The following is a 20268-nucleotide window of genomic DNA, read 5'->3' on the forward strand; positions in this document are numbered from 1 at the left end:
GTCTCCTTGCCTGAGGGCCGTGGCGAGACAGGGGCCGATGTGACCGGCATGCCCAGTGCGTCCCCTCATGAGACCGGCGCACGGGAGCAGGGGGAAGCGCGTGCCGGACGAGGGGCTCACGAAGCCGGCGGTCCCACTCCCGTGCGCTCTGCACGGTCCGTTCCGGCCGTGCGACGCTGTGCCCTCACACCGGTTTCGCCTCCCTGGAGTGTGATGGACCCAGTGAACAGCGGGACGCTCGCGGTACCGGGCGCGACCATCTACTTCGAAGTGCGCGGTGAGGGGCCCCTCCTGCTGCTCATCGGGGGAGGCAACTCCGACGCGGCGGTGTACAAACGCTTGGCCGCAGTCCTGGCCGGGAGCCACCGCGTCGTCACCTGTGATCCACGCGGGAACTCGCGCAGTGTGCTCGACGGCCCGCCGGTGGACCAGAGGGTCGAGGAGCACGCCGACGACGCCTACCGCCTGATCGAACACCTCGCCGGTCCGGACGAGCCCGTGTACGTCTTCGGAAGCTGCTCGGGCGGGCTCACCGCCCTGGAGCTCACCATCCGCCACCCGGGCAGGGTCCGGCTGGCCGTCGTCCACGAGCCACCTGTTCTGAGCGTCCTTCCGGACGCCGAGCGGCACTTGGCACTTCTCGACGACGTCTGCGAGACGTACCTCCGTGAAGGAACGGCACCGGCCCTCACCAAGCTGCAGGCCCTCCACGGCGGCCGGCCCGCGCCGGCCCTCCCCGAAGCGCACGACAACACCGACTTCTTCCTGACCCACTTCGTCCGGCCCTTCACGCGCTTCGTACCCGACCTCGACGCGCTGGAGGAAGTGGCCGGCAAAGTGGTGTGGGCCGGCGGCCATGCCTCGCGCGAGGACCTCGTGCACCGCCCGACGCCTGTCCTCGCCGGCCGGTTCGGCCGCGACGTGGAGCTGTTCCCCGGCGGACACGTCGGCTATGCGAGGTATCCCGCCGACTTCGCCGAACGGCTCGTCGAGGTGCTCACCTCCGCGGCCGGTACGTCCGGCGGTACGCGGGGAACCACCGGTGGAGGGCAGTGACGTGCGGATCGTGATGGGGGCGCAGAACTGCGGCTTCGGTCCGGTCTCCGAACTCGCCGCGGTCTCCCGGCCGCTCCACGAGCACGAGCGGGTGTTCGTCGGGGACGGTGTCGCCGCTGTCTTCGCCCGGCGCAACCCCGACGCCTTCGACACCGTTCACGACATCGGCGAGCTGTCGGGGAACGCCAGGTCGGCGATGCTCGACGACCTGCTGCGGGGCAGCGATCACGTGGTCTCCGTCATGGACGCCGAGTTGGTGTTCCGGTCCGTCGTGGCGCGGCGACCGGTGACCATGGTGGACAGCCTGTTCGGTTTCTGGAAGCTCACACGGGCGCCCGCCGCGATCCTCGACTTGTGCACGACCATGCCGCGTTCCCACTTCGCGGCCGTCGACCGGCACCTGTCGGGACTCTCACCGCACGAGCGGATTGTCGCGGCTCACCTGCTCGCTACGCACAGCGTCGTTCAGAACTTCCCCGGTGTCACCGAGCGCGCAGCCGGGCTCGCCGCCCTGGGCGAGGGGTTCGAGATGCACCTCACCGGTTCGATCATCGACGTCGAAGGCCTGCACGACGTCGCGCGCACCGGTGAGCCCGAATACGACCTGCTGATCAACATCGGTGGGTTCAAGAACTTCCTCCTGGACTTCGACGTCAACAACGACTACCTGCTCCTGCTGCACCAGTGGCTTCCGGACCTGTTGCGCGACTGGCCCCGGTTCCGTCGCGTCCTCGTCTGCGGCGGCCCGTTCGGTGAGAACCGGGAACGGACCGTCCGGGCCGCGGGCGGCCGGGCCGACTGCCGCCTCCTGCGCCAGCGTGAATTGCTCCACGCGGCGGCGAGCACCGCGCACTACCTGATGGCCCCCGGGCTCACGGCACTCCACGAATCGCTCGCCCTGGGGCGGCTGCCCCTGGCGATCCACGAGCAGCATTACGCCCACGTCTTCACCATGCGCGCGCTGGACGGCACGCTGTTCGGCCACACCGGGGGCCGGTTCGCGGATGTGGTTCCGTGTCACCCGCTGCCGGAGGACGACTTCGCCGGGACCGCCGCCCTGGTCGAGCTGGCCGGCCGCGTCCGGCAGGACCGCGGGCTCTACGCGAGGTACCGGCGGACGTTCAACGAACGCATCGAGCAGTACCTCTCGCTCACCCCATCGCAACGCCGGCACGGCGTCGAGGAACTCGGGAAACTGCTGAACGGCGCCCCGATCCATTCGGTGATGACCGAGCTCCTGGACACGCCGCACGCTGCGTAGGACGTCATCCCACCCGGGGCCCGCAGCCGGGAACAGGAGGCGTGCGACGACTCCGCCGGAACCGATGGCCGACCACGTCAGCGGCGAACTCGCGCTCACGCACCCGCGGCGTGACGGGTGCCGGCTGCGGAATCCGGCACCGACGACGGGCTGCGGATGGACCCCACCGGGTGAGGCGGCCGGACCCGGGCGGACGGCCCCACGACGGGTGGCACGGCGGTTCGCGCCCTGCGGACGCGCGGACGCGCGGTCACCGTGCCGGGCGGCAGCTGTTGAGGCTGCGCCGCGTGTGACGCCTGCGACGTTCCGGGTACTGGTGGCGGCATGGCTGACGTGGTGCAGGCGGGACTGTGGGGATTGGTGGCGGGCTCCGCGCTGCTGCTCGGCGCCGGCCTCGGGTACGGGCTGCGCGTGCCCCAGAAGGTGATCGCCACGGTCATGGCCTTCGGCGCCGGTGTGCTGCTGTCCGCGGTCTCCTTCGAGCTGGTGGGTGAGGCGTACGACCAGGCCGGACTCGCCCCGGCGGCGATCGGCGCGCTCGCCGGCGCGCTCGTCTACACCCTGGGCAACCTCTGGCTGGCCCGGCGCGGCGCCCGGCACCGCAAGCGCTCCGGACACCGGCCGGCGCAGTCGCAGCCCTCGGAGAACCAGCGGGGCGGATCGGGACTGGCGCTCGCCCTCGGGGCACTGCTGGACGGCGTCCCCGAGTCCGCGGTCATCGGGGTCAGCCTGCTGGACGGCGGCGCGGTCAGCCTGGTGACCGTAGCGGCGGTCTTCCTCAGCAACGTGCCCGAGGGCCTGTCCAGCTCTGCCGGAATGAAGCGGGCCGGGCGCGGCAAGGCGTACGTCTTCGGCGTCTGGAGCGCGATCGCGGCGGCCGGCACCGTCTCCGCCGTGCTCGGCTACACGGTGGTGGGAGCCTTTCCCCCGGCTGTGATCGCGGCGGTCACGGCCGTGGCCGCCGGAGCCATCCTGGCCATGATCGCCGACACGATGATCCCCGAGGCGTTCGACGACGCCCACCTCGCCATCGGACTGGTCACTGTGAGCGGTTTCCTGGTCTCCTTCGCCCTCTCCCACGCCTGACCCGGCGGCCGCGCCACCGGGACGGCCCGGCCGGACGGAGAGCGGGACGGCGGGTCCGGGGCGGGCACCGTGCTTTTCGAAGTGGCACCGGGGAGGTGGAGCACAGCGTGGCGCGGGCCGTCTGCCCCGTCCCGCCGACGGGCGGGCGCACCCCCCCCCGCAGGGCCCCGGCGTTCACCGGACCGCGGCGGCCCGGCGCGCGGATCCCGAGCGGCACGCCGGGGGCCGCCACGCGAGGACACCGTGATGCCGCCGCGTTGCCGCGCTCAGGGGAGGACCGAACTGCCCCGGGTGGCCGAGCGGGGCGCTCGGCCAGGGTAGAAATGACTCATGCCGGAGCACGAGACCCCTGCGGGGACCATGGACGACGTGGACGCGGTGACCCGTGAGGTGCTGACCGCGTCCCGGTTGCTGGTGGCGGTCTCCGCCCGCTCCCTCGCCGCGGTGGAGGAGCGGGTGACGCTCCCGCAGTTCCGCATGCTGGTGGTGCTGTCCACACGCGGCGCCACCAAGCTCGTCACCCTCGCCGAGCAGCTGCAGGTGGCACCGTCCACCGCGATGCGGATGGTCGACCGGCTGATCGCGGCCGGGCTCGCCGAACGGCACGTCAACCCCGCCGACCGCCGTGAGACGCTGCTGCGCCTCACCGACGAGGGGCGACGGACGGTCGGGGACGTGACCGCCCGCCGCCGCACGGAGATCGCCGCGATCGTGGAACGGCTCACGCCGGCGCAACGGCTGGCCCTGGTCGAGGCACTGGCCGCCTTCAACGAGGCCGGGGCGGAGCCGCTCGCGTCGGAGACGGACGGGGCGGAGCCGTACCCGTTGGGCTGGACGGTGGACGTCCCGGCCACCCGGAACGGCTGACGCCGGACAGGACCGCGCCCGGGGACCGGCGCGGTCGCCCGCCACCTGCCTCGCGCGGGGGCGGGGAAGCACGGTGGGCGCGGTTCGCCGCCGGGCCCGGCAACCACCGTCCGCGGGCGTGTGTTCGTACGGGTCGCAGGCGTCCGGAGAGGCGGCGCGGCCGGTGGGAACGGCGGAGGCGGGGAGAGGCGTGGACGCGGTGACGCGCCGGCGGAACGCGAGCGGGCCCGGACCGGCTCCCTCACCGGCCGCGGTGGCCGGTGCCGTCAGTTCCCGGGACGTGCCCGCGGGTTCGCGAACCGCAGCCGGGGGCGGGGTCCGGCCCACGGCCTCTGCCACCCCCATGTATTGCGCTACGCAATAATTGCTGGTGGCAGTCCTGCGAGGAGGAGAACCGTGAGGGAGGCTGAACGGGTGACGGGCGTACCCGGAAGGCGACGTGGCCCGGCGGGGCCGGGCCTCGGACCGTGGGACTGTCCCAGCCCGCCGGGCGGCGAGAACGGGAGGGCGGCTCCGGTCGTCGTGCACCAGCGGCTCGAAGGCGGCCGCCGCCAGGTCTCGGTCGGCGGCGAAATGGTGGGCACGGCCCGGAACGTGGCCGAGGTCCTGGCCGTGATGAGGCGGATCGGCGTCCACCTCGAACACGAGGAGGTGCGGACCACGCCCCTCATCGAGTGGCGGGGCGGAGGGGCCGACGCCTGGCAGTAGCCGCCCGCCCCTGCCGTGTCCGCGGCCGGCTGCGAGCGGCGCGGGGCCGGATTTCCCGAGGACTGCCCCGCGCCTTCGGCGGGGTGTGGGCCACCGCTCCTTCGCATGACGCAAAATGCTCCGTTCCGCGTGGGGCGATCACGCAGGCATCCGCGGCGGTCCCCGTTCATCGCCGTCCCTGCCACAGCCGCCGCCGCGCGGAGGCGGGGTCGTGGACCTCCTCGGCCGCGGCTTCGCCGATGCGCAGGACCGTCCGGTCCGGTGCGTACGGCCGCCACGCCCGCGCACCGTGCGGCGGGGCGGGCCTTCCCCGGCGGGCGAAGGAGATCCAGGCGGCCCTCATCTGCTCGGACAGAGCCCGCGCGCCGGGCTGCGGGTCCTCCGGCGAGGCGTCCAGGGTGCCGAAGACGAACGGCAGTTCCGCCATGTGGCAGGCGCCCAGCGCACCGCCGGCGGCCCCGGAGGCGCGGGCGAACTCGTAGACGTAGGTGTCGGCGCCGTGCCGTGCGCGGTTCTCGGCGACACGGAGTGCGGGGATCCGGTAGCCGTGGTCGGTCATGACGTCGCTGAAGACGTCCCCGGGGCCGGCGCCGGCGCCCGCCGCGGCGGCGTAGACCGCGTGCGCCTCCTCCGGGGGAAGCCCGAGCCCGCTGAGAAGACCCCTGAGGGCGGTGTCGTCGATACGGCGTGTGATGCCCATGGGCACGGCGAAGAGCCTGAACTCGTCGCTCGTCGTGCCGGTCATGAGGTCGGTTCCCGCACCGGCGCCCGCCGCGATGGCGTCGACGGGGCGGGCGGGCAGCGTCGTACCGTCGACGACGGGCAGGACGGTCGTGCCGCCCCCCGCCGACTCGCCCCACAGGAAGGGCTGCGGCGAGCGGGCGATCTCCCGGCCGAGTTCCGCGTCGGCGGCGACGAGCACCTCCGGGGGCACCGCGGCCAGGGCCTCCCGCGTGCACGGCACCCCGGCGAGAGCGGCCATGCGCTCGGTGATCCGGCGGCCGACGGCGGGCGTGTGGACGTGGTGCCCGGCGCCGCTCTGGGTGATGGCCCGGCGGAAGAGCCCGCGGGCGGCGGGCATCGTCATGAGGGCGGTGACGGAGATCGCGCCGGCCGACTGCCCGAACACGGTGACGTTGCCCGGGTCACCGCCGAACGCGGCGATGTCGTCCCGCACCCACCGCAGGGCCGCGATCTGGTCCAGCAGCCCGAGGTTGGCCGTGCCGTCGGGCAGCAGGAGGAAGCCCTCCGCCCCGAGCCGGTAGTTGAGCGTGACGCAGACGACCCCGTCCGCGGCGAGCCGGGAGCCGTCGTACAGGGCCAGGGAACCCGCCCCGTTGCGGAAGGCGCCCCCGTGGAGGAAGACCATGACCGGCAGCCTCTCGCCGGTCCGGCCGGGAGCCGGCGTCCAGACGTTGAGGTTGAGGCAGTCCTCGCCCTGCGGGCCGGCCGCCTCCAGCAGGCCCGCCATGGCCGGGCCGTACCCGGGCTGCGGAGCGGTCGCGCCGGGGGCCGTGGCATCGCGCGTCCCGGACCAGGGGACCGGCGGCTGCGGCGGCCGCATCCGCAACGTCCCGAACGGCGGCGCCGCGTACGGGACGCCCAGGAACGCGACGACGCCGTCGCCTTCCCGCCCCCGGAGCGATCCGTGGGAGGTCGACACGGTGACGTCGTTCATGATGCTGCCTTCCACCACATGGGACGGGAAACGGGGGCCTGCCGGGCGCCGGGTGTTCCGGCGGCAGTACGTGATCTTGAGACTATGAGACAGCGCGCCCGCGGCCAACCGAGTTACCCGGAATCGGGCAGGAGGGAGGCGAGTACGAAGGCAGGCGCACCCGGCCGGCCCGGTCGCCGGCCCACTCCGGGGCGGTGCCTTCCGGGGCCTCGACCCGCCGGCCCCCGGACCAGGCGGCGACCATCGTGCACCGCGGCGAAGCGGGCGGTGTCGCAGCAGGACAGGACGATGCGGTGCGGGCCGCGATCCCCCGGTACGCGGTCGGGCCGCTGAGCAGCGCCGGGTCGGCCGGGGGTCGGGCGGGCGGCGTGGACGGCACGGTCGTCCGCCAGCGCTCGCTCCACACCAGCAGCCGCAGCGGCCTCCGGGGGCCAGGCTCGCCCGCTGCGCCAGCTTCGAGGGCGGGCCGGTCCCGCACCGGGGGCAGGGCCCGGTCGGTCGGCGTGGTGGTCCGAGCCGCCGTTCCCCAACCTCCGCGCCCGGGCCGCCTGTCGCGCGGGAGCGCTCCAGCCGGTGGTGGGGCCGAGGCGGTGCCGACCGGTCCGAGGCGGTGCCGGTCAGTCCGAGACGGCGTCGACGAGCGCCGCGAGGGCCTCGGCCAGGCGGGTGAGGCCGGGCCCGGCGGGGCCGCCCGGCTCGGTCATGTACGTGTCCCGGCGGATCTCCACCATCAGCGCGCCGACCTCGGCCCGCTTCCCGTAGAACTCCAGCGGCACGTACGTCCCGGCGAACGGGCTGTCGAGTCCGGTCCCCCCGCACGCGGCGAACGCCTCCCGAGCCGCGGCGAGCAGCCCCGGCGAGGTGTGGAAGGCGTCGGTGCCCAGGCAGACCGGCGGGCGCGGGCCCTCGCCGTGCAGCTCGTAGGGCAGCCGCTCGGTGGGGTAGGAGTGCACGTCGACGATCACGGCCCGTCCCGTGGCGGCGAGCCGGTCCGCCACCGCCTCGGTCATCGCCCGCGCGTACGGGTGGAAGTACCGCTCGATCAGTGGCTCGGGATCGGTGTCCGCGGGTCGCAGGAGGCCGCGGTGCGTGGTCCGGGTGTAGACGGCGCCCATCCCGACGGCCGTCATCTCCTCCCGCTCGTCCGGGAACCGTTCGGGGTCGACGACCAGCCGCGACAACCGGTTCACGAACCGCCACGGCGCGGTGCCGGCCAGCCCGGCCGCCGCCTCGGCGATCTCGGCCGTGTGCGCGTCGGTGATGTGGTCCAGCTCGCGCTCCAGGGCATCGTCGTCGAGGACGATGCCGGCGCGGACGTCCGGCGGTATCTCCCGTGCGGAGTGCGGGACATGGAGGATCACGGGGGAGCCTGCGGCGCCGGGCAGCAGCTCGAAGGAGGGTGGCATGTCGGGCATGGGCTTCTCCGGGGCGTTGTCGGTGGGGTGCGGCGGGACCGGATGTGCGGGAGCGGGGTACCGGGGCGACGAGCACAGGGCGCACCATGCCGGTCACCGGTCAGCGGGCGGCCGCACGTCCGCTCAGGAGGGGCAGGTACGGGTACCGCCCCGGCCACCCCGTGGACCGGGGCGGTACCGCTGCGGCTGTGCGAGTGCGCCGAGGCGGAGGAACCCGCCGGCGCGGCGGCGCCGCACGCGCCGGCACACGTGGCAGGGAGGAGGCGTTCGGCGAGGCCGGCAGCGGGATCGGGACGGTGGTCCGGGAGCCGACGGCCGAGGACTTCCGGTTCATCGCCCGGGCCTGCGGTTTCCCCGGCGCCGACGTGGAGGAGCTGAGCGCCCCCGGGAGCGGCGGGAGACGGCCGCCCCGCCCTCCGGCGGGACGGAGGACGGGGCGGCCGGTGCGGCCGGTGCGGCCGGTGAGCGTCAGCCCAGCGAGGCCAGCGCCTCGTTCCAGGTGGCCGACGGGCGCATGACCTCGGCGGCCTTGGCCGGGTCGGGCTGGTAGTAGCCGCCGATGTCCACCGGCTTGCCCTGGACGGCGATCAGCTCGTCGACGATCTTCTGCTCGTTGGCGGCCAGCTTCTCGGCGAGCGGGGCGAAGGCCTTGGCCAGGTCCGCGTCGTCGGTCTGCCGGGCCAGCTCCTGCGCCCAGTACAGGGACAGGTAGAAGTGGCTGCCGCGGTTGTCGATGCCGCCGACGCGGCGGGTCGGGGACTTGTCCTCGTCGAGGAAGGTCGCCGTGGCGCGGTCGAGGGTGTCGGCGAGGACCTTGGCGCGGGCGTTGCCCGTGGCCTCGGCGTACTGCTCCAGGGACGGCACCAGGGCGAAGAACTCACCGAGGGAGTCCCAGCGCAGGTAGTTCTCCTTGACCAGCTGCTGCACGTGCTTGGGCGCGGAACCGCCGGCGCCGGTCTCGAACAGGCCGCCGCCCGCCATCAGGGGGACCACCGACAGCATCTTGGCGCTGGTGCCCAGCTCCAGGATGGGGAAGAGGTCGGTGAGGTAGTCGCGCAGCACGTTGCCGGTGACGGAGATGGTGTTCTCGCCGCGGCGGATGCGCTCGACCGACAGCTTGGTCGCCTCGACCGGGGACAGGATCCTGATGTCCAGGCCCTCGGTGTCGTGCTCCGGCAGGTACTGCTCGACCTTCTTGATCAGGTTGGCGTCGTGGGCGCGGGTGGCGTCCAGCCAGAACACCGCCGGGTCGCCGGTGGCGCGGGCGCGGGTGACGGCCAGCTTCACCCAGTCCCTGATCGGGGCGTCCTTGGTCTGGCAGGCGCGGAAGATGTCACCGGCCGAGACGGACTGCTCGATGACGGCGGTGCCGTTCTGGTCGACCAGGCGGACGGTGCCCGTGGCCGGGATCTCGAAGGTCTTGTCGTGGCTGCCGTACTCCTCGGCCTTCTGCGCCATGAGGCCGACGTTCGGGACCGAGCCCATGGTGGCCGGGTCGTAGGCGCCGTTGGCGCGGCAGTCGTCGATGACGGCCTGGTACACACCCGCGTAGGAGGAGTCCGGGATGACGGCGAGGGCGTCGTGCTCCTGGCCGTCCGGGCCCCACATGTGGCCGGAGGTGCGGATCATGGCCGGCATGGAGGCGTCGATGATGACGTCCGAGGGCACGTGCAGGTTGGTGATGCCCTTGTCGGAGTCGACCATCGCCAGCTCCGGGCCCTCGGCGAGCTCGGCGTCGAAGGAGGCCTTGATCTCGGCGCCCTCGGGCAGGGACTCCAGGCCCTTGTAGATCCCGCCGAGGCCGTCGTTCGGGGTGAGGCCGGCCGCGGCGAGCGTCTCACCGTACTTCGCGAACGTCTTCGGGAAGAAGGCGCGCACCACGTGGCCGAAGATGATCGGGTCGGAGACCTTCATCATCGTGGCCTTCAGGTGCACGGAGAACAGCACGCCCTCCTGCTTGGCGCGGGCGACCTGCGCGGCGAGGAACTCGCGCAGCGCGGCCACGCGCATCACGGAGGCGTCGACGACCTCGCCCTTCCGGACCGGCACGGACTCGCGCAGCACGGTGGTGGTGCCGTCGTCGCCGACCAGCTCGATGCGCAGCGTGCCGTCCTCGGCGATGATCACGGACTTCTCGGTGGAGCGGAAGTCGTTCTCGCCCATGGTCGCCACGTTGGTCTTGGACTCGGCGGTCCAGGCACCCATGCGGTGCGGGTGGGTCTTGGCGTAGTTCTTCACCGAGGCCGGGGCACGGCGGTCGGAGTTGCCCTCGCGCAGGACCGGGTTGACCGCGGAGCCCTTGACCTTGTCGTAGCGGGCGCGGATCTCGCGCTCCTCGTCGGTCTTGGGGTCGTCCGGGTAGTCCGGCAGCGCGTAGCCCTGGCCCTGCAGCTCGGCGATGGCGGCCTTGAGCTGCGGGATCGACGCCGAGATGTTCGGCAGCTTGATGATGTTGGCGGCGGGCGTCTTGGCGAGCTCGCCGAGCTCGGCCAGGGCGTCCGGGATGCGCTGGTCCTCGGTGAGGTACTCCGGGAACACGGCGATGATGCGGCCGGCCAGGGAGATGTCGCGGGTCTCCACCGCGACGCCCGCCTGCGAGGCGTACGCCTGGACCACCGGCAGGAAGGAATACGTCGCCAGGGCCGGGGCCTCGTCAGTGTGCGTATAGATGATGGTCGAGTCAGTCACCGGGTGCTCCGCTCCACGTCTGCAACATTGCTCGACATCAAGATATCTCGTGATCGACGTCGTCTCGACAGGGGTCCGCGGGGAGATTCGCGGCGGCCGCGCCCGGACCGTCGCCCGAACGCCCGCCGGGGCCGTCACCGGTGCGCTGCCGGGGGATCACCACCGCGCCCTGCTGCAGCGCCACCGTGCGGGCGGGTGCCGGGATGCGGATGCCCTCCTCGCGGTAGCGCCGGTGCAGGCGCTTGATGAACTCGTGCTTGATCCGGTACTGGTCGCTGAACTCGCCCACGCCGAGGATCACCGTGAACCCGATGCGGGAGTCGCCGAAGGTGTGGAAGCGGATCGCCGGTTCGTGCTCCGGGACGGCGCCGGTGATCTCGGTCATCACCTCGGAGACGACCTCGGCCGTCACCCGCTCCACCTGCTCCAGGTCGCTGTCGTAGGCGACCCCCACCTGGACGGTGATGGTCAGCTGCTGCTCGGGACGCATGAAGTTGGTCATGTTCGTCTTCGCCAGCTGCCCGTTCGGGATCACGACCAGGTTGTTGGACAGGTCGCGGACGGTGGTCTGCCGCCAGTTGATGTCCTCGACGTAGCCCTCCTCGCCGCTGCTGAGCCGGATGTAGTCACCGGGCTGCACGGTCTTCGAGGCCAGGATGTGGACGCCCGCGAAGAGGTTGGCGAGCGTGTCCTGCAGGGCCAGGGCGACGGCCAGGCCTCCCACGCCCAGAGCGGTGAGCAGCGGGGCGACGGAGATGCCGAGGGTCTGCAGCACGATCAGGAAGCCGATCGCCAGCACCACGACCCGGGTGATGTTGACGAAGATCGTCGCCGAGGCCGCGACCCCGGAACGGGACTGCGTCACCGTGCGGACCAGACCGGCGATCACCCGTGCCGCCGACAGGGTCGCCACGAAGACCAGCAGCACGGTCAGCGCCTGGTGGACGTTGTGCTGCGCCGTCCGCGTCAGCGGCAGCGCCGCCGCGGAACCCGCCGCGCCGCCCACGACCGCCGCCCACGGCACCACCGAGCGCAGCGCGTCCACGATGACGTCGTCGCCGCTCCAGCGGGTGCGTCCGGCGTGCCTGCCCAGCCAGCGCAGCAGCATCCGCAGCGCGAACGCCCCCAGCAGACCCGCGGCCAGCACGATGCCGGCCAGGACCAGGTCGTCCACGGTGAGGTCGCGCGTCACCGGTCACCTCCCGGGGCCATGAGGGGGACAGCTGTGGCGAAAGCGCTCGCCGACGGCCGGGTGTGAAGTGTCGTCACGTCGTCACCTGCTCGATTCCGGGGTGTGCGATCGCGCCGGTCCGTAAGGGGTTCGCGAGGGGGCCCGCAGAGGAGTTCGACCGGCGCGACCGCTCATCCTGCCGCATGCGGGGTAACGATCCGTACCAGGCCCGGCGGGGGGTGGGAGCCGGGTGGAGAGGAGGGGACCGGACGACCGGTGGGCGCCTCCAGGCCGGTCCGGCGGCTTCCGGCGGTGCCGTCAGATCACCTTCAGCCGCACCAGCACCCCCAGCGTCAGTGCCCCCGGCAGCAGCGGCAGCCACACCGTGATGATCCGGTACGCGAGCACCACCGCCGTCGCCACCGCCGCCGGGCCGCCCACCGCGACCAGGGCCGGCACCAGCGCCGCCTCGACGGAGCCGAGGCCGCCCGGCGTGGGCACCAGGGCCACCGCGACCGTCGCGGCCAGGTACGCCAGCGCCGTGTGCGCGGCCGGCACCGGCAGGCCCAGCGCCCGCCCGACCAGGACCAGGCCGGCCGCCTGGAGCGCGGGGAAGGCGAGCGCCCCGCCCCACAGCGCCAGCGCCCGCGCCGGACGCGTGTGGACCGCGCGCGCCTCGCCGAGCGCCGTCCGCAGGAAGGAGAGCGCGGCCGTGCGCAGCCGCCGTACGAGGGCCAGGGCGGCCGCCGCGGCGAGCAGCAGCGCTCCGGCGGCCGGGGCGAGGGGGCCGAGCGACCCTTCGGGCAGCAGGACGCCGAGCCGCAGGGCGCCCGGGAACGCGGCCAGCAGCGCGACCAGCAGGACCAGTCGGCCGGCGCCCTCGGCCAGCAGGTACAGCGCGAGAGCGGCCGAGGAGCGGGCGAGCGGCAGTCCGCACACCGTCATGAACCGCAGGTTCACCGCGCTCGCGCCGAGGCCCGTCGGCAGCAGGTGGTTGGCGGCGCCCGCCGCGAACTGCGCGGCGAGCAGCCGTCGCCGGGGCAGCCGTTCGACGACGGCGCCCTGGCGGGTGCAGGCGGCGGCGACCCAGGTCAGGCAGGTGGTCCCGGCCGCGGCCGCCAGCCAGGGCCACTCGGCGGTGCCGAGCCGGCGCACGCCCTCGGCGAGCACAGACCGGTGCCGCACCGCGACCACGGCGACGAGCACCGGCGGCAGGAGACAGAGGACGAGGCGGACCGGGACGCGACGGGGCGGGCGTGTCCGGGCGAGGCCGGGAAGCCGGGCTGCTGTCACGTCCCGGCAGTGTGCCCGCGCCGCGTCAACGACGGGTGGCGCGGGCGGGGACGGCGGCTTACGGCCGGACGGCCGGCGCTCCCCGGCCTTCTCGTTCCCCCGGCCCCTCGACCCTTAACCTCAATGAAACTTGAGGTTCTAGGTTGGCCGCCATGAGCATGGAGACCACAGCCTGGACCCAGCTGCACAGCGTCGTGAACGCCAAGCGGGAACGCCGTCCCCTCGCCCGCGCGACGCTGCGCCGCATCGGCGCCTTCGCCCGCCCGCACCGCCGCCGCATCACCGTGTTCGTCCTGCTGGGGGTGGCGACCGCGCTGCTCGCCGTCGCCACCCCCGTCCTGGCCGGGCAGGTCGTCGACGCGATCGTGAGGGGCGGTGACGAGGGCACCGTCGTCCGCCTGGCCCTCCTGATCGCCCTCATCGCGATCGTGGAGGCGGCGCTCGGCATCCTCGCCCGCCGCCTGTCGGCCATGCTCGGGGAGGGGCTCATCCTCGATCTGCGCACCGCCGTCTTCGACCACGTGCAGCGCATGCCGGTCGCCTTCTTCACCCGCACCCGTACCGGCGCGCTCGTCTCCCGGCTCAACAACGACGTCATCGGCGCCCAGCGGGCCTTCAGCAACACCCTGTCCGGCGTGGTCAGCAACCTGGTCACGCTGGTGCTCACCCTCGCCGTCATGCTCACCCTGTCCTGGCAGGTCACCCTGCTCGCGCTGGTGCTGCTCCCGGTGTTCGTGATCCCGGCCCGGCGGATGGGCGGCCGCATGGCCCGCATGCAGCGGGAGGCCGCCACGCTCAACGCCGCCATGGGGACGCGCATGACCGAGCGTTTCTCCGCGCCCGGCGCCACGCTGGTCAAGCTCTTCGGGCGGCCGGAGGAGGAGTCGGCCCAGTTCGCGGTGCGGGCCCGCCGGGTCGCCGACATCGGCGTGCGCACGGCGACCGCCCAGGCCACGTTCATCACCGCCCTGACCCTGGTCTCCGCCCTCGCGCTCGCGCTCGTCTACGGCCTCGGCGGCTGGTTCGCCCTGCGCGGCACCCTGGAGCCGGGCGCCGTCGTGTCGCTGGCACTGCTCCTGACCCGCATGTACGCGCCGCTCACGGCTCTCGCAGGGGCGCGCGTAGAGGTGATGAGCGCCCTCGTCAGCTTCGAGCGCGTCTTCGAGGTGCTGGACCTCGAGCCGCTGATCGCGGACAAGCCCGACGCCCGGGAGGTCCCCGACGGGCCGCTCGCGGTCGAGTTCGAGGACGTCCGCTTCGCCTACCCGTCCGCCGACAAGGTCTCCCTGGCCTCCCTGGAGGAGGTCGCCTCCCTGGACACCCGCGGCGGGGCCGAGGTCCTGCGCGGCATCTCCTTCCGCGCCGAACCCGGCCGGACGATCGCCCTCGTCGGCTCCTCCGGCGCCGGCAAGTCGACCATCGCCCAACTGCTGCCGCGCCTGTACGACGTCGACGCGGGCGCCGTCCGCGTCGGCGGCGTCGACGTCCGCGACCTGAGCGCCCGCTCCCTGCGCCGGACCGTCGGCATGGTCACCCAGGACGGCCACCTCTTCCACGACACCGTCCGCGCCAACCTCCTGCTCGCCCGGCCCGACGCCACCGACGCCGACCTGTGGGACGCCCTGCGCCGCGCCCGCCTCGACGACCTCGTACGGTCGCTGCCCGACGGCCCGGACACGGTGGTCGGCGAGCGCGGCTACCGCCTGTCCGGCGGCGAACGCCAGCGCATGACCATCGCCCGGCTGCTGCTGGCCCGCCAGCGGGTCGTCATCCTCGACGAGGCCACCGCCCACCTCGACAACACCTCGGAGGCCGCCGTTCAGGAGGCCCTCGCCGAGGCCTTGGAGGGCAGGACGGCCGTCGTCATCGCGCACCGCCTGTCCACGGTCCGCGCCGCCGACCAGATCCTGGTCGTCGAGGCCGGACGCGTCGTCGAACGCGGTACGCACGAGGAACTCCTGGCGGCGGGCGGCCGGTACGCCGACCTGTACCGCACCCAGTTCGAACGGCAGCCGTCCGGGACGGCCCCCGCGATGGCGGAGCCGGCGGCCTAGGGTCTTTCGTTTGGATCGGGTCGGATCAGGGAGCGGGGCCTGGTGCCGTGCATCGCAGGGCAGAGGAGGGCGCCATGGCGGAGCCATGGCAACCGACGACAACGCGGCGAGGCACGGCACCAGACCCCGCGAGCCCGGCATGATCCGAACGAGAGGCCCTGGAGGATCCCGCGGACCCGGTGGGCGGCCGCGGGGCCGACCGTGCTCGGCGGTCGTGCCCCGCCCCGCACGCTCGCCCCGGGCCGGTGCGCGCACCGCCTGACTCCGCGCCGCCCGGATCTCCTCCCGCGGCGTTGTCAGTGGCCGCCGCTATGTTCGGCGGTGTTGCGCCAAGTGGCGCCGACTCCCGCACGCCGCGAAGGAGATGGTGCGTTGTCATGCCCTGAGAACCGACGGGCCCAGGAGGACTGGGCGCAGTCGAGCACAGCGCGGGTGATACGGCCGGCCAGGCCGCGCAAGCTGGCCAAGGTGCCGTTCGTCGAACCGGCCGAAGGACGCCTGCAGGGCGTCGTCTCCAGCGGTTCCGACATCGAGCGGGTCTACGTCTCGTCCGTCGACGCCGGCACCTACGCCTTCGCGTGCAGCACCAACAACAACCGCCCCTGCGGCGGCGCCCGCGGTGGATTTTGCAACCCCATCCGGGCCCTGGTCACCGAGGCGGTCCTGCAGTACGGAGCCGCACGCGCGCCCGCTACCTGAAGGTCGACACCGCGGACGGACAGCAGGACGCCCCGTCCCTCACCCAGGCCATGGCCGTCCGCCCGGCCACCGCGGGCGGACGGCACGGCGGCCGCCGCCGTCTTCAGCCGGTTCCTGCGCCACCTGGCCTACCTCGAACTCGCCCCGGTGACCGTGCCGTTGCCCGAGATGCAGTGGTTCCCCCCGACCAGGGCGGTCGCCTGATGCGCGCCGACCTGCTCACCGAACCCGTCGCCGGACTCGACGAGGCCCTCGCCGCCACCGACGCCGTGACGGTGCTGCGCGAGCGAGCGGGAAGGCTGCTGCGCGCATGACGGGGACCACGGGAAGGCAGGAGACGGCCGAGCACACGGCCGACGACATGGCCGAGGCCGTGACCGGAGTCCCCACCGGGCCGGACCCGTACGACAACCGCCGGCAGGTCCTGTACCGGCGGCTGCCGGCCCGTCTGTTCGATCCCGAGGAACAGGCGGCGCCGGAGTCGGCGAGTCTGGCCGTCGTCGAGGACATCGGTCTGCCGCCCGCGCTGCTGGACCCGCAGGCCTCCGTCGACTCGGTCGTGCAGCGCCACCCGGAGCTGGCCGCCGAGCTCGACGGGCTGATGGTTCCCGCACCCGACGAGGACGGCCGCGACCGCGCGGCCGAGGTACGGCGCGCGGCCCTGGTGTCGAAGGTGCTGCTCAATGTCTTCGGCCCGCTCCCCGACACGGTCACCGCCGGGCAGCTGAGCCGCTGGCAGTCCGACGCGGGCTGGCTGGAGAGGGCCCTCGGCTGCACGCCCGGTGCGCTGCGGGGCGGCCGGCCCGCGGGAGCGGCCGCGGGGACAGGAGGGGCCGGGCCGTCCAAAGCCGCCGGATCGCCCGGACGGGGCGCCGGTCCGACCGGCACCGGTGACCGCGGCACCACGCCCGACCTGAGCACGCTGGTCCCGGCCGTCGGCCCCGACCCGGGCGCCATCGAGGCCGCTCCCGTCAGCAGGATGCGGCTGCGCGAGGTCCTCGCCGATCCCCACCTCGCCGCGCGGCTGACGCCGAGCATGTCCCTGGTCGAACAGTTGCTGCGCGACAAGAACAACCTGTCCGGCGTCGCCCTGGCCAACGCCAAGGCCCTGATCCGCCGCTTCGTCGACGAGGTCGCCCAGGTGCTGCGCACCCAGGTGGAGAAGAGCACGGCCGGAGCGCTGGACCGGTCCGTGCCGCCCAAGCGGGTCTTCCGCGACCTCGACCTGGACCGCACCATCTGGAAGAACCTCACCAACTGGGACCCGGAGGGGGAACGGCCCCACGTCGACCGGCTCCACCACCGCCACACCGCCCGCAGGACCACGCCCCAGCGGCTGATCGTCGTCGTCGACCAGTCCGGCTCGATGGTCGACTCCATGGTGAACTGCACCATCCTGGCGTCGATCTTCGCCGGGCTGCCGAAGGTGGACGTCCACCTCGTCGCGTACGACACCCGGGCCCTGGACCTGACGCCATGGGTGCACGACCCCTTCGAGGCGCTGCTGCGCACCAGCCTGGGCGGCGGCACCGACGGCACGGTCGCCACGGCACTGGCCCGGCCGAGGATCGCCGAGCCCCGCAACACCGTCGTGGTGTGGATCTCCGACTTCCACGAGTGGCAGACCGAGCCGTTGTTCGAGTCGATGGCGGACCTGCATCGCTCCGGCGTCAAGTTCATCCCCGTCGGCTCGGTCACCAGCGCCGGCCGCGGCAGCGTCAACCCCTGGTTCCGGGAGCGCTTCAAGGACCTCGGCACCCCGGTGATCTCCGGTCACATCCGCAAGCTCGTCCACGAGCTCAAGACGTTCCTCGCCTGAACCGTCCGGGACGCCCAAGACACCCAAGACGCCCGAGCCGTCCGGACGCCCGAGCCGTCCGGACGCCCGAGCTCCCGAGGCGCTCGACTCACCCAAGACCTTCGAGAAAGGCCCCCTTCCCATGTCCGACCTGCTGCGCGCCCCCGCCGAGATCAAGTACGCCGAGGAGCTGGACCGGCTGGAGTCCGTCGACGACGGCCCCAAGCCGTTCTCCTGGCGGCTGTCGCCGAAGATGGTCCGCCTGTTCATCCTGGGCTCCGAGCGGGCCGACGGCCTGGACCGGGAGATCTCGCAGAAGTGGTTCGGCGACCGCAGTTTCGTGGAGCGCTCGATCGTCACGCTCGCCTCCGACCGCGGTCTGCTGCTCATCGGTGACCCGGGCACGGGCAAGAGCTGGCTGGCCGAACTGCTCGCCGCCGCCATCTGCCGCAACTCCACCCTCGTCGTGCAGGGCACGGCCGGCACGACCGAGGACCACGTCAAGTACTCCTGGAACGTGTCCATGGTGATCGCCAAGGGCCAGTCGCGGGAGTCGATGATCCCCTCCCCGATCATGACCGCGACGGAGACCGGCGCCATCGGCCGCTTCGAGGAACTCACCCGCTCCACCAGCGACGTCCGGGACGCGCTCATCTCGATCCTGTCGGAGAAGTACGTCTCCGTCCCCGAACTCGACAGCAGCGACAACATCGTCTTCGCCAAACCCGGCTTCTCGGTCATCGCCACGGCCAACAGCCGCGACCGCGGCGTCAACGACCTGTCCTCGGCCCTCAAGCGCCGCTTCAACTTCGTCCGCATCCCGGTCGTGAGCAACAAGAGGAGCGAGGCGGAGATCGTCCGCTTCCGCACCGAGGAGCTGCTGCGCCGACACCGGATAGAGCTCGACGTGCCGCCCACGCTGCTGGACGTGCTGCTGCGGAGCTTCGCCGACCTGCGCGCCTCGGCCGCCTCCGCCGGGAGCGACGACGAGAAGCCGGAGTCCGCGCTGTCCGCCGCCGAGCAGATCGGCGTGCTGGAGGACGCGATCCTGCACGGCAACTTCTTCGGCGAGCGCGCGCTGACCGCCCGCACCCTCGCCTCCTCGCTGGTCGGCTCGCTGGCCCGCCGCGCACCGGAGGACCTCGCCATCCTCAACAAGTACCTGCACGGCGTGGTCGAACCGCGCAGCAAGGACGTGGGCGGGCCCTGGCCGGAGTTCCTCGAGGGCGACCGCGACGCGATCGCCACGCTGTCGTGACCGCCGTGCGGGAAGGCGCGCGGGAAGAGGTACGGGAGGAGACACGGAAAGACGTGCAGGAGGAGACGTTCACCGCGCTGCGCACGCAGCTCCAGGAAGCCGCCGAGGCGTTCGCCGGCGGGCCCGACGCGCTCCGGGGCATCCTCCTCGGCCTCGTCGAACTCGGCTACGAGGGCGTCAGCATCGAGCAGGTCCTGGAGCAGCGCCTGCGCCGCACGGCCCACGACCCCCGGGCGGGGGCGGCGACCGTCCTGGCGGCCGTCGAGGACGCGACGCTGTACCTGCGCAGCCGTCGTCTCGCCGACGAACTGGGCACCCGGGCCCTGGAAGTCCTGGCGGGCGAACGCAGCGTCGACGGCGCGCCGGAGGTCCTGCGCCGGATCAGCCGGCTGCTGGCGTACTACCGCACCGGCGAACCCCGTCTGCCCGCGTGGATCGAGTCCTTCGCCAAGACGGGATACGCCCACTACTGCACCCTGCTGCCGACGGCGTTCAGCGACGAGGACGCCACCGTGCGCCAGGCCGCGGCGATGCTGGGCTTCCTGTTCGGCATGGAGGGGCCGGCCCTCTCACTGGGCTGCGACCGGAACCAGCTGGAGCTGGCGGTCGCCCAGTCGCACCCGACGGACCCGGCGAAGACGGCGCTGCTGTGGGCGGCACAGGTCCAGCTCGGCCGCCTGTCCCGGACCGGACTGCGCCAAAAGTGCGACGACCTGCCGGCCAACCCGCTCGTCGTGCCCTCCTGCCCCGCTACCTCAGCGGCTTCGTGCACGCGTTGGAACCGGTGCCGGGCCTGTCGGACGTCGTGGTGGAAGCCGTGTCGAACGCCTTCGCCCGGCTGCCGGACCAGGTCCTGCTGCCCTGGCTGCCGACGCTGATCACCACCTTGCGGTCCGGCGCCGCGGACCTGGCGCCGCTCCTCGTCCGCGAGGCCGGCCGGATCTTCCCCGGCAGGCTCGCCGCGCTCGACGCGTGGGTGCCGCCGTGGCGGGACCGGCAGCCCGCGGACGCCGTCCCGCCGGCGCCTCGCTCCGCCGCCCGCGGTGCCGCGCTCCTGGCCGCGCGTCCCGCGGCGTGCGACGCGCTGGCCGGAGTGCTGGGCTGCGAGGGGACATGGGAGCCGGTGGACACCGGCCCGCAGGGCGTGGCCCTGCTCGGCCGCCCCCGGGCACGGCGACGGCACTGGGAGCGCTGCCGCTCACGCTCTGACCGGGCGGCGCGGGGCAGGTACCGGCC

At 73.4% G+C, this 20268-nt stretch carries 14 protein-coding genes and 3 pseudogenes; 11 read left to right on the top strand and 6 right to left on the bottom strand.

Annotation, left to right across the window (positions count from 1 at the left end; translation table 11 throughout):
- Positions 1-213: 213 nt before the first annotated feature.
- From ACSU6Z_RS26275 to ACSU6Z_RS26295, 5 genes are all read left to right on the top strand, one after another.
- Positions 214-1056 carry an alpha/beta fold hydrolase gene (locus ACSU6Z_RS26275; RefSeq protein WP_437049298.1) on the top strand — a complete coding sequence of 281 codons (843 nt, stop codon included), beginning with the start codon at positions 214-216 and terminating at the stop codon, positions 1054-1056.
- The gene (locus tag ACSU6Z_RS26280; protein ID WP_437049300.1) at positions 1043-2317 is read left to right on the top strand and encodes a hypothetical protein; all 1275 of its coding nucleotides are present in this window, start codon (positions 1043-1045) and stop codon (positions 2315-2317) included. The genes ACSU6Z_RS26275 and ACSU6Z_RS26280 overlap by 14 nt, the downstream gene beginning before the upstream one ends.
- A 324-nt stretch (positions 2318-2641) precedes the next feature.
- On the top strand, positions 2642-3403 hold the full coding sequence (locus ACSU6Z_RS26285; protein WP_437049301.1) for a ZIP family metal transporter: 762 nt from the start codon (positions 2642-2644) through the stop codon (positions 3401-3403).
- A 330-nt stretch (positions 3404-3733) separates the two neighbouring features.
- Positions 3734-4270, top strand: coding sequence for a MarR family winged helix-turn-helix transcriptional regulator (locus tag ACSU6Z_RS26290; protein WP_437049303.1), 537 nt, complete (start codon positions 3734-3736; stop codon positions 4268-4270).
- A gap of 522 nt (positions 4271-4792) precedes the next feature.
- Positions 4793-4978: a hypothetical protein gene (locus ACSU6Z_RS26295; RefSeq protein ID WP_437049304.1), complete on the top strand. Its 186-nt coding sequence runs from the start codon at positions 4793-4795 to the stop codon at positions 4976-4978.
- Positions 4979-5144: 166 nt separating this feature from the next.
- Here the strand turns inward: ACSU6Z_RS26295 and ACSU6Z_RS26300 are convergent, their stop codons facing one another.
- The 3 genes and pseudogenes from ACSU6Z_RS26300 to ACSU6Z_RS26310 form a co-directional block, all read right to left on the bottom strand.
- Positions 5145-6656, bottom strand: a complete 1512-nt coding sequence (locus ACSU6Z_RS26300; RefSeq protein WP_437049306.1) for a carboxylesterase/lipase family protein — start codon at positions 6654-6656, stop codon at positions 5145-5147.
- A gap of 250 nt (positions 6657-6906) precedes the next feature.
- Positions 6907-7109: pseudogene (locus ACSU6Z_RS26305) on the bottom strand (CHAT domain-containing protein); the annotation flags it as partial.
- A gap of 164 nt (positions 7110-7273) precedes the next feature.
- Positions 7274-8071: an N-formylglutamate amidohydrolase gene (locus tag ACSU6Z_RS26310; RefSeq protein WP_437049308.1), complete on the bottom strand. Its 798-nt coding sequence runs from the start codon at positions 8069-8071 to the stop codon at positions 7274-7276.
- A gap of 86 nt (positions 8072-8157) precedes the next feature.
- Between ACSU6Z_RS26310 and ACSU6Z_RS26315 the strand changes: the two genes are divergently transcribed.
- Positions 8158-8589 (top strand): DUF5713 family protein, encoded by a 432-nt coding sequence (locus ACSU6Z_RS26315; RefSeq protein ID WP_437049310.1) that lies wholly within the window; start codon positions 8158-8160, stop codon positions 8587-8589.
- Here ACSU6Z_RS26315 and ACSU6Z_RS26320 read toward each other — a convergent pair.
- The 3 genes from ACSU6Z_RS26320 to ACSU6Z_RS26330 form a co-directional block, all read right to left on the bottom strand.
- On the bottom strand, positions 8540-10759 hold the full coding sequence (locus ACSU6Z_RS26320) for an NADP-dependent isocitrate dehydrogenase (protein WP_437049312.1): 2220 nt from the start codon (positions 10757-10759) through the stop codon (positions 8540-8542). The genes ACSU6Z_RS26315 and ACSU6Z_RS26320 overlap by 50 nt on opposite strands.
- Positions 10760-10796: 37 nt before the next feature.
- A complete protein-coding gene (locus ACSU6Z_RS26325; protein ID WP_437049314.1) occupies positions 10797-11951 on the bottom strand; it encodes a mechanosensitive ion channel family protein in 1155 nt (384 codons plus the stop codon).
- A 297-nt stretch (positions 11952-12248) separates the two neighbouring features.
- On the bottom strand, positions 12249-13223 hold the full coding sequence (locus ACSU6Z_RS26330; RefSeq protein WP_437049316.1) for a lysylphosphatidylglycerol synthase transmembrane domain-containing protein: 975 nt from the start codon (positions 13221-13223) through the stop codon (positions 12249-12251).
- Positions 13224-13381: 158 nt separating this feature from the next.
- On the opposite strand from ACSU6Z_RS26330, the gene ACSU6Z_RS26335 reads away from it, so the two are divergent.
- From ACSU6Z_RS26335 to ACSU6Z_RS26355, 5 genes and pseudogenes are all read left to right on the top strand, one after another.
- Positions 13382-15277: an ABC transporter ATP-binding protein gene (locus tag ACSU6Z_RS26335; protein WP_437050496.1), complete on the top strand. Its 1896-nt coding sequence runs from the start codon at positions 13382-13384 to the stop codon at positions 15275-15277.
- Positions 15278-15649: 372 nt separating this feature from the next.
- Positions 15650-16180: pseudogene (locus ACSU6Z_RS26340) on the top strand (hypothetical protein).
- 157 nt (positions 16181-16337) lie between these two features.
- Positions 16338-17795: a VWA domain-containing protein gene (locus ACSU6Z_RS26345; RefSeq protein ID WP_437050497.1), complete on the top strand. Its 1458-nt coding sequence runs from the start codon at positions 16338-16340 to the stop codon at positions 17793-17795.
- Positions 17796-17916: 121 nt separating this feature from the next.
- A complete protein-coding gene (locus ACSU6Z_RS26350) occupies positions 17917-19032 on the top strand; it encodes an ATP-binding protein (protein ID WP_437049317.1) in 1116 nt (371 codons plus the stop codon).
- A 152-nt stretch (positions 19033-19184) separates the two neighbouring features.
- Positions 19185-20241, top strand: a pseudogene (locus ACSU6Z_RS26355) (hypothetical protein); the annotation flags it as partial.
- Positions 20242-20268: the final 27 nt, after the last annotated feature.

Source organism: Streptomyces sp. enrichment culture, from assembly GCF_964273145.1.
GTDB lineage: Bacteria > Actinomycetota > Actinomycetes > Streptomycetales > Streptomycetaceae > Streptomyces.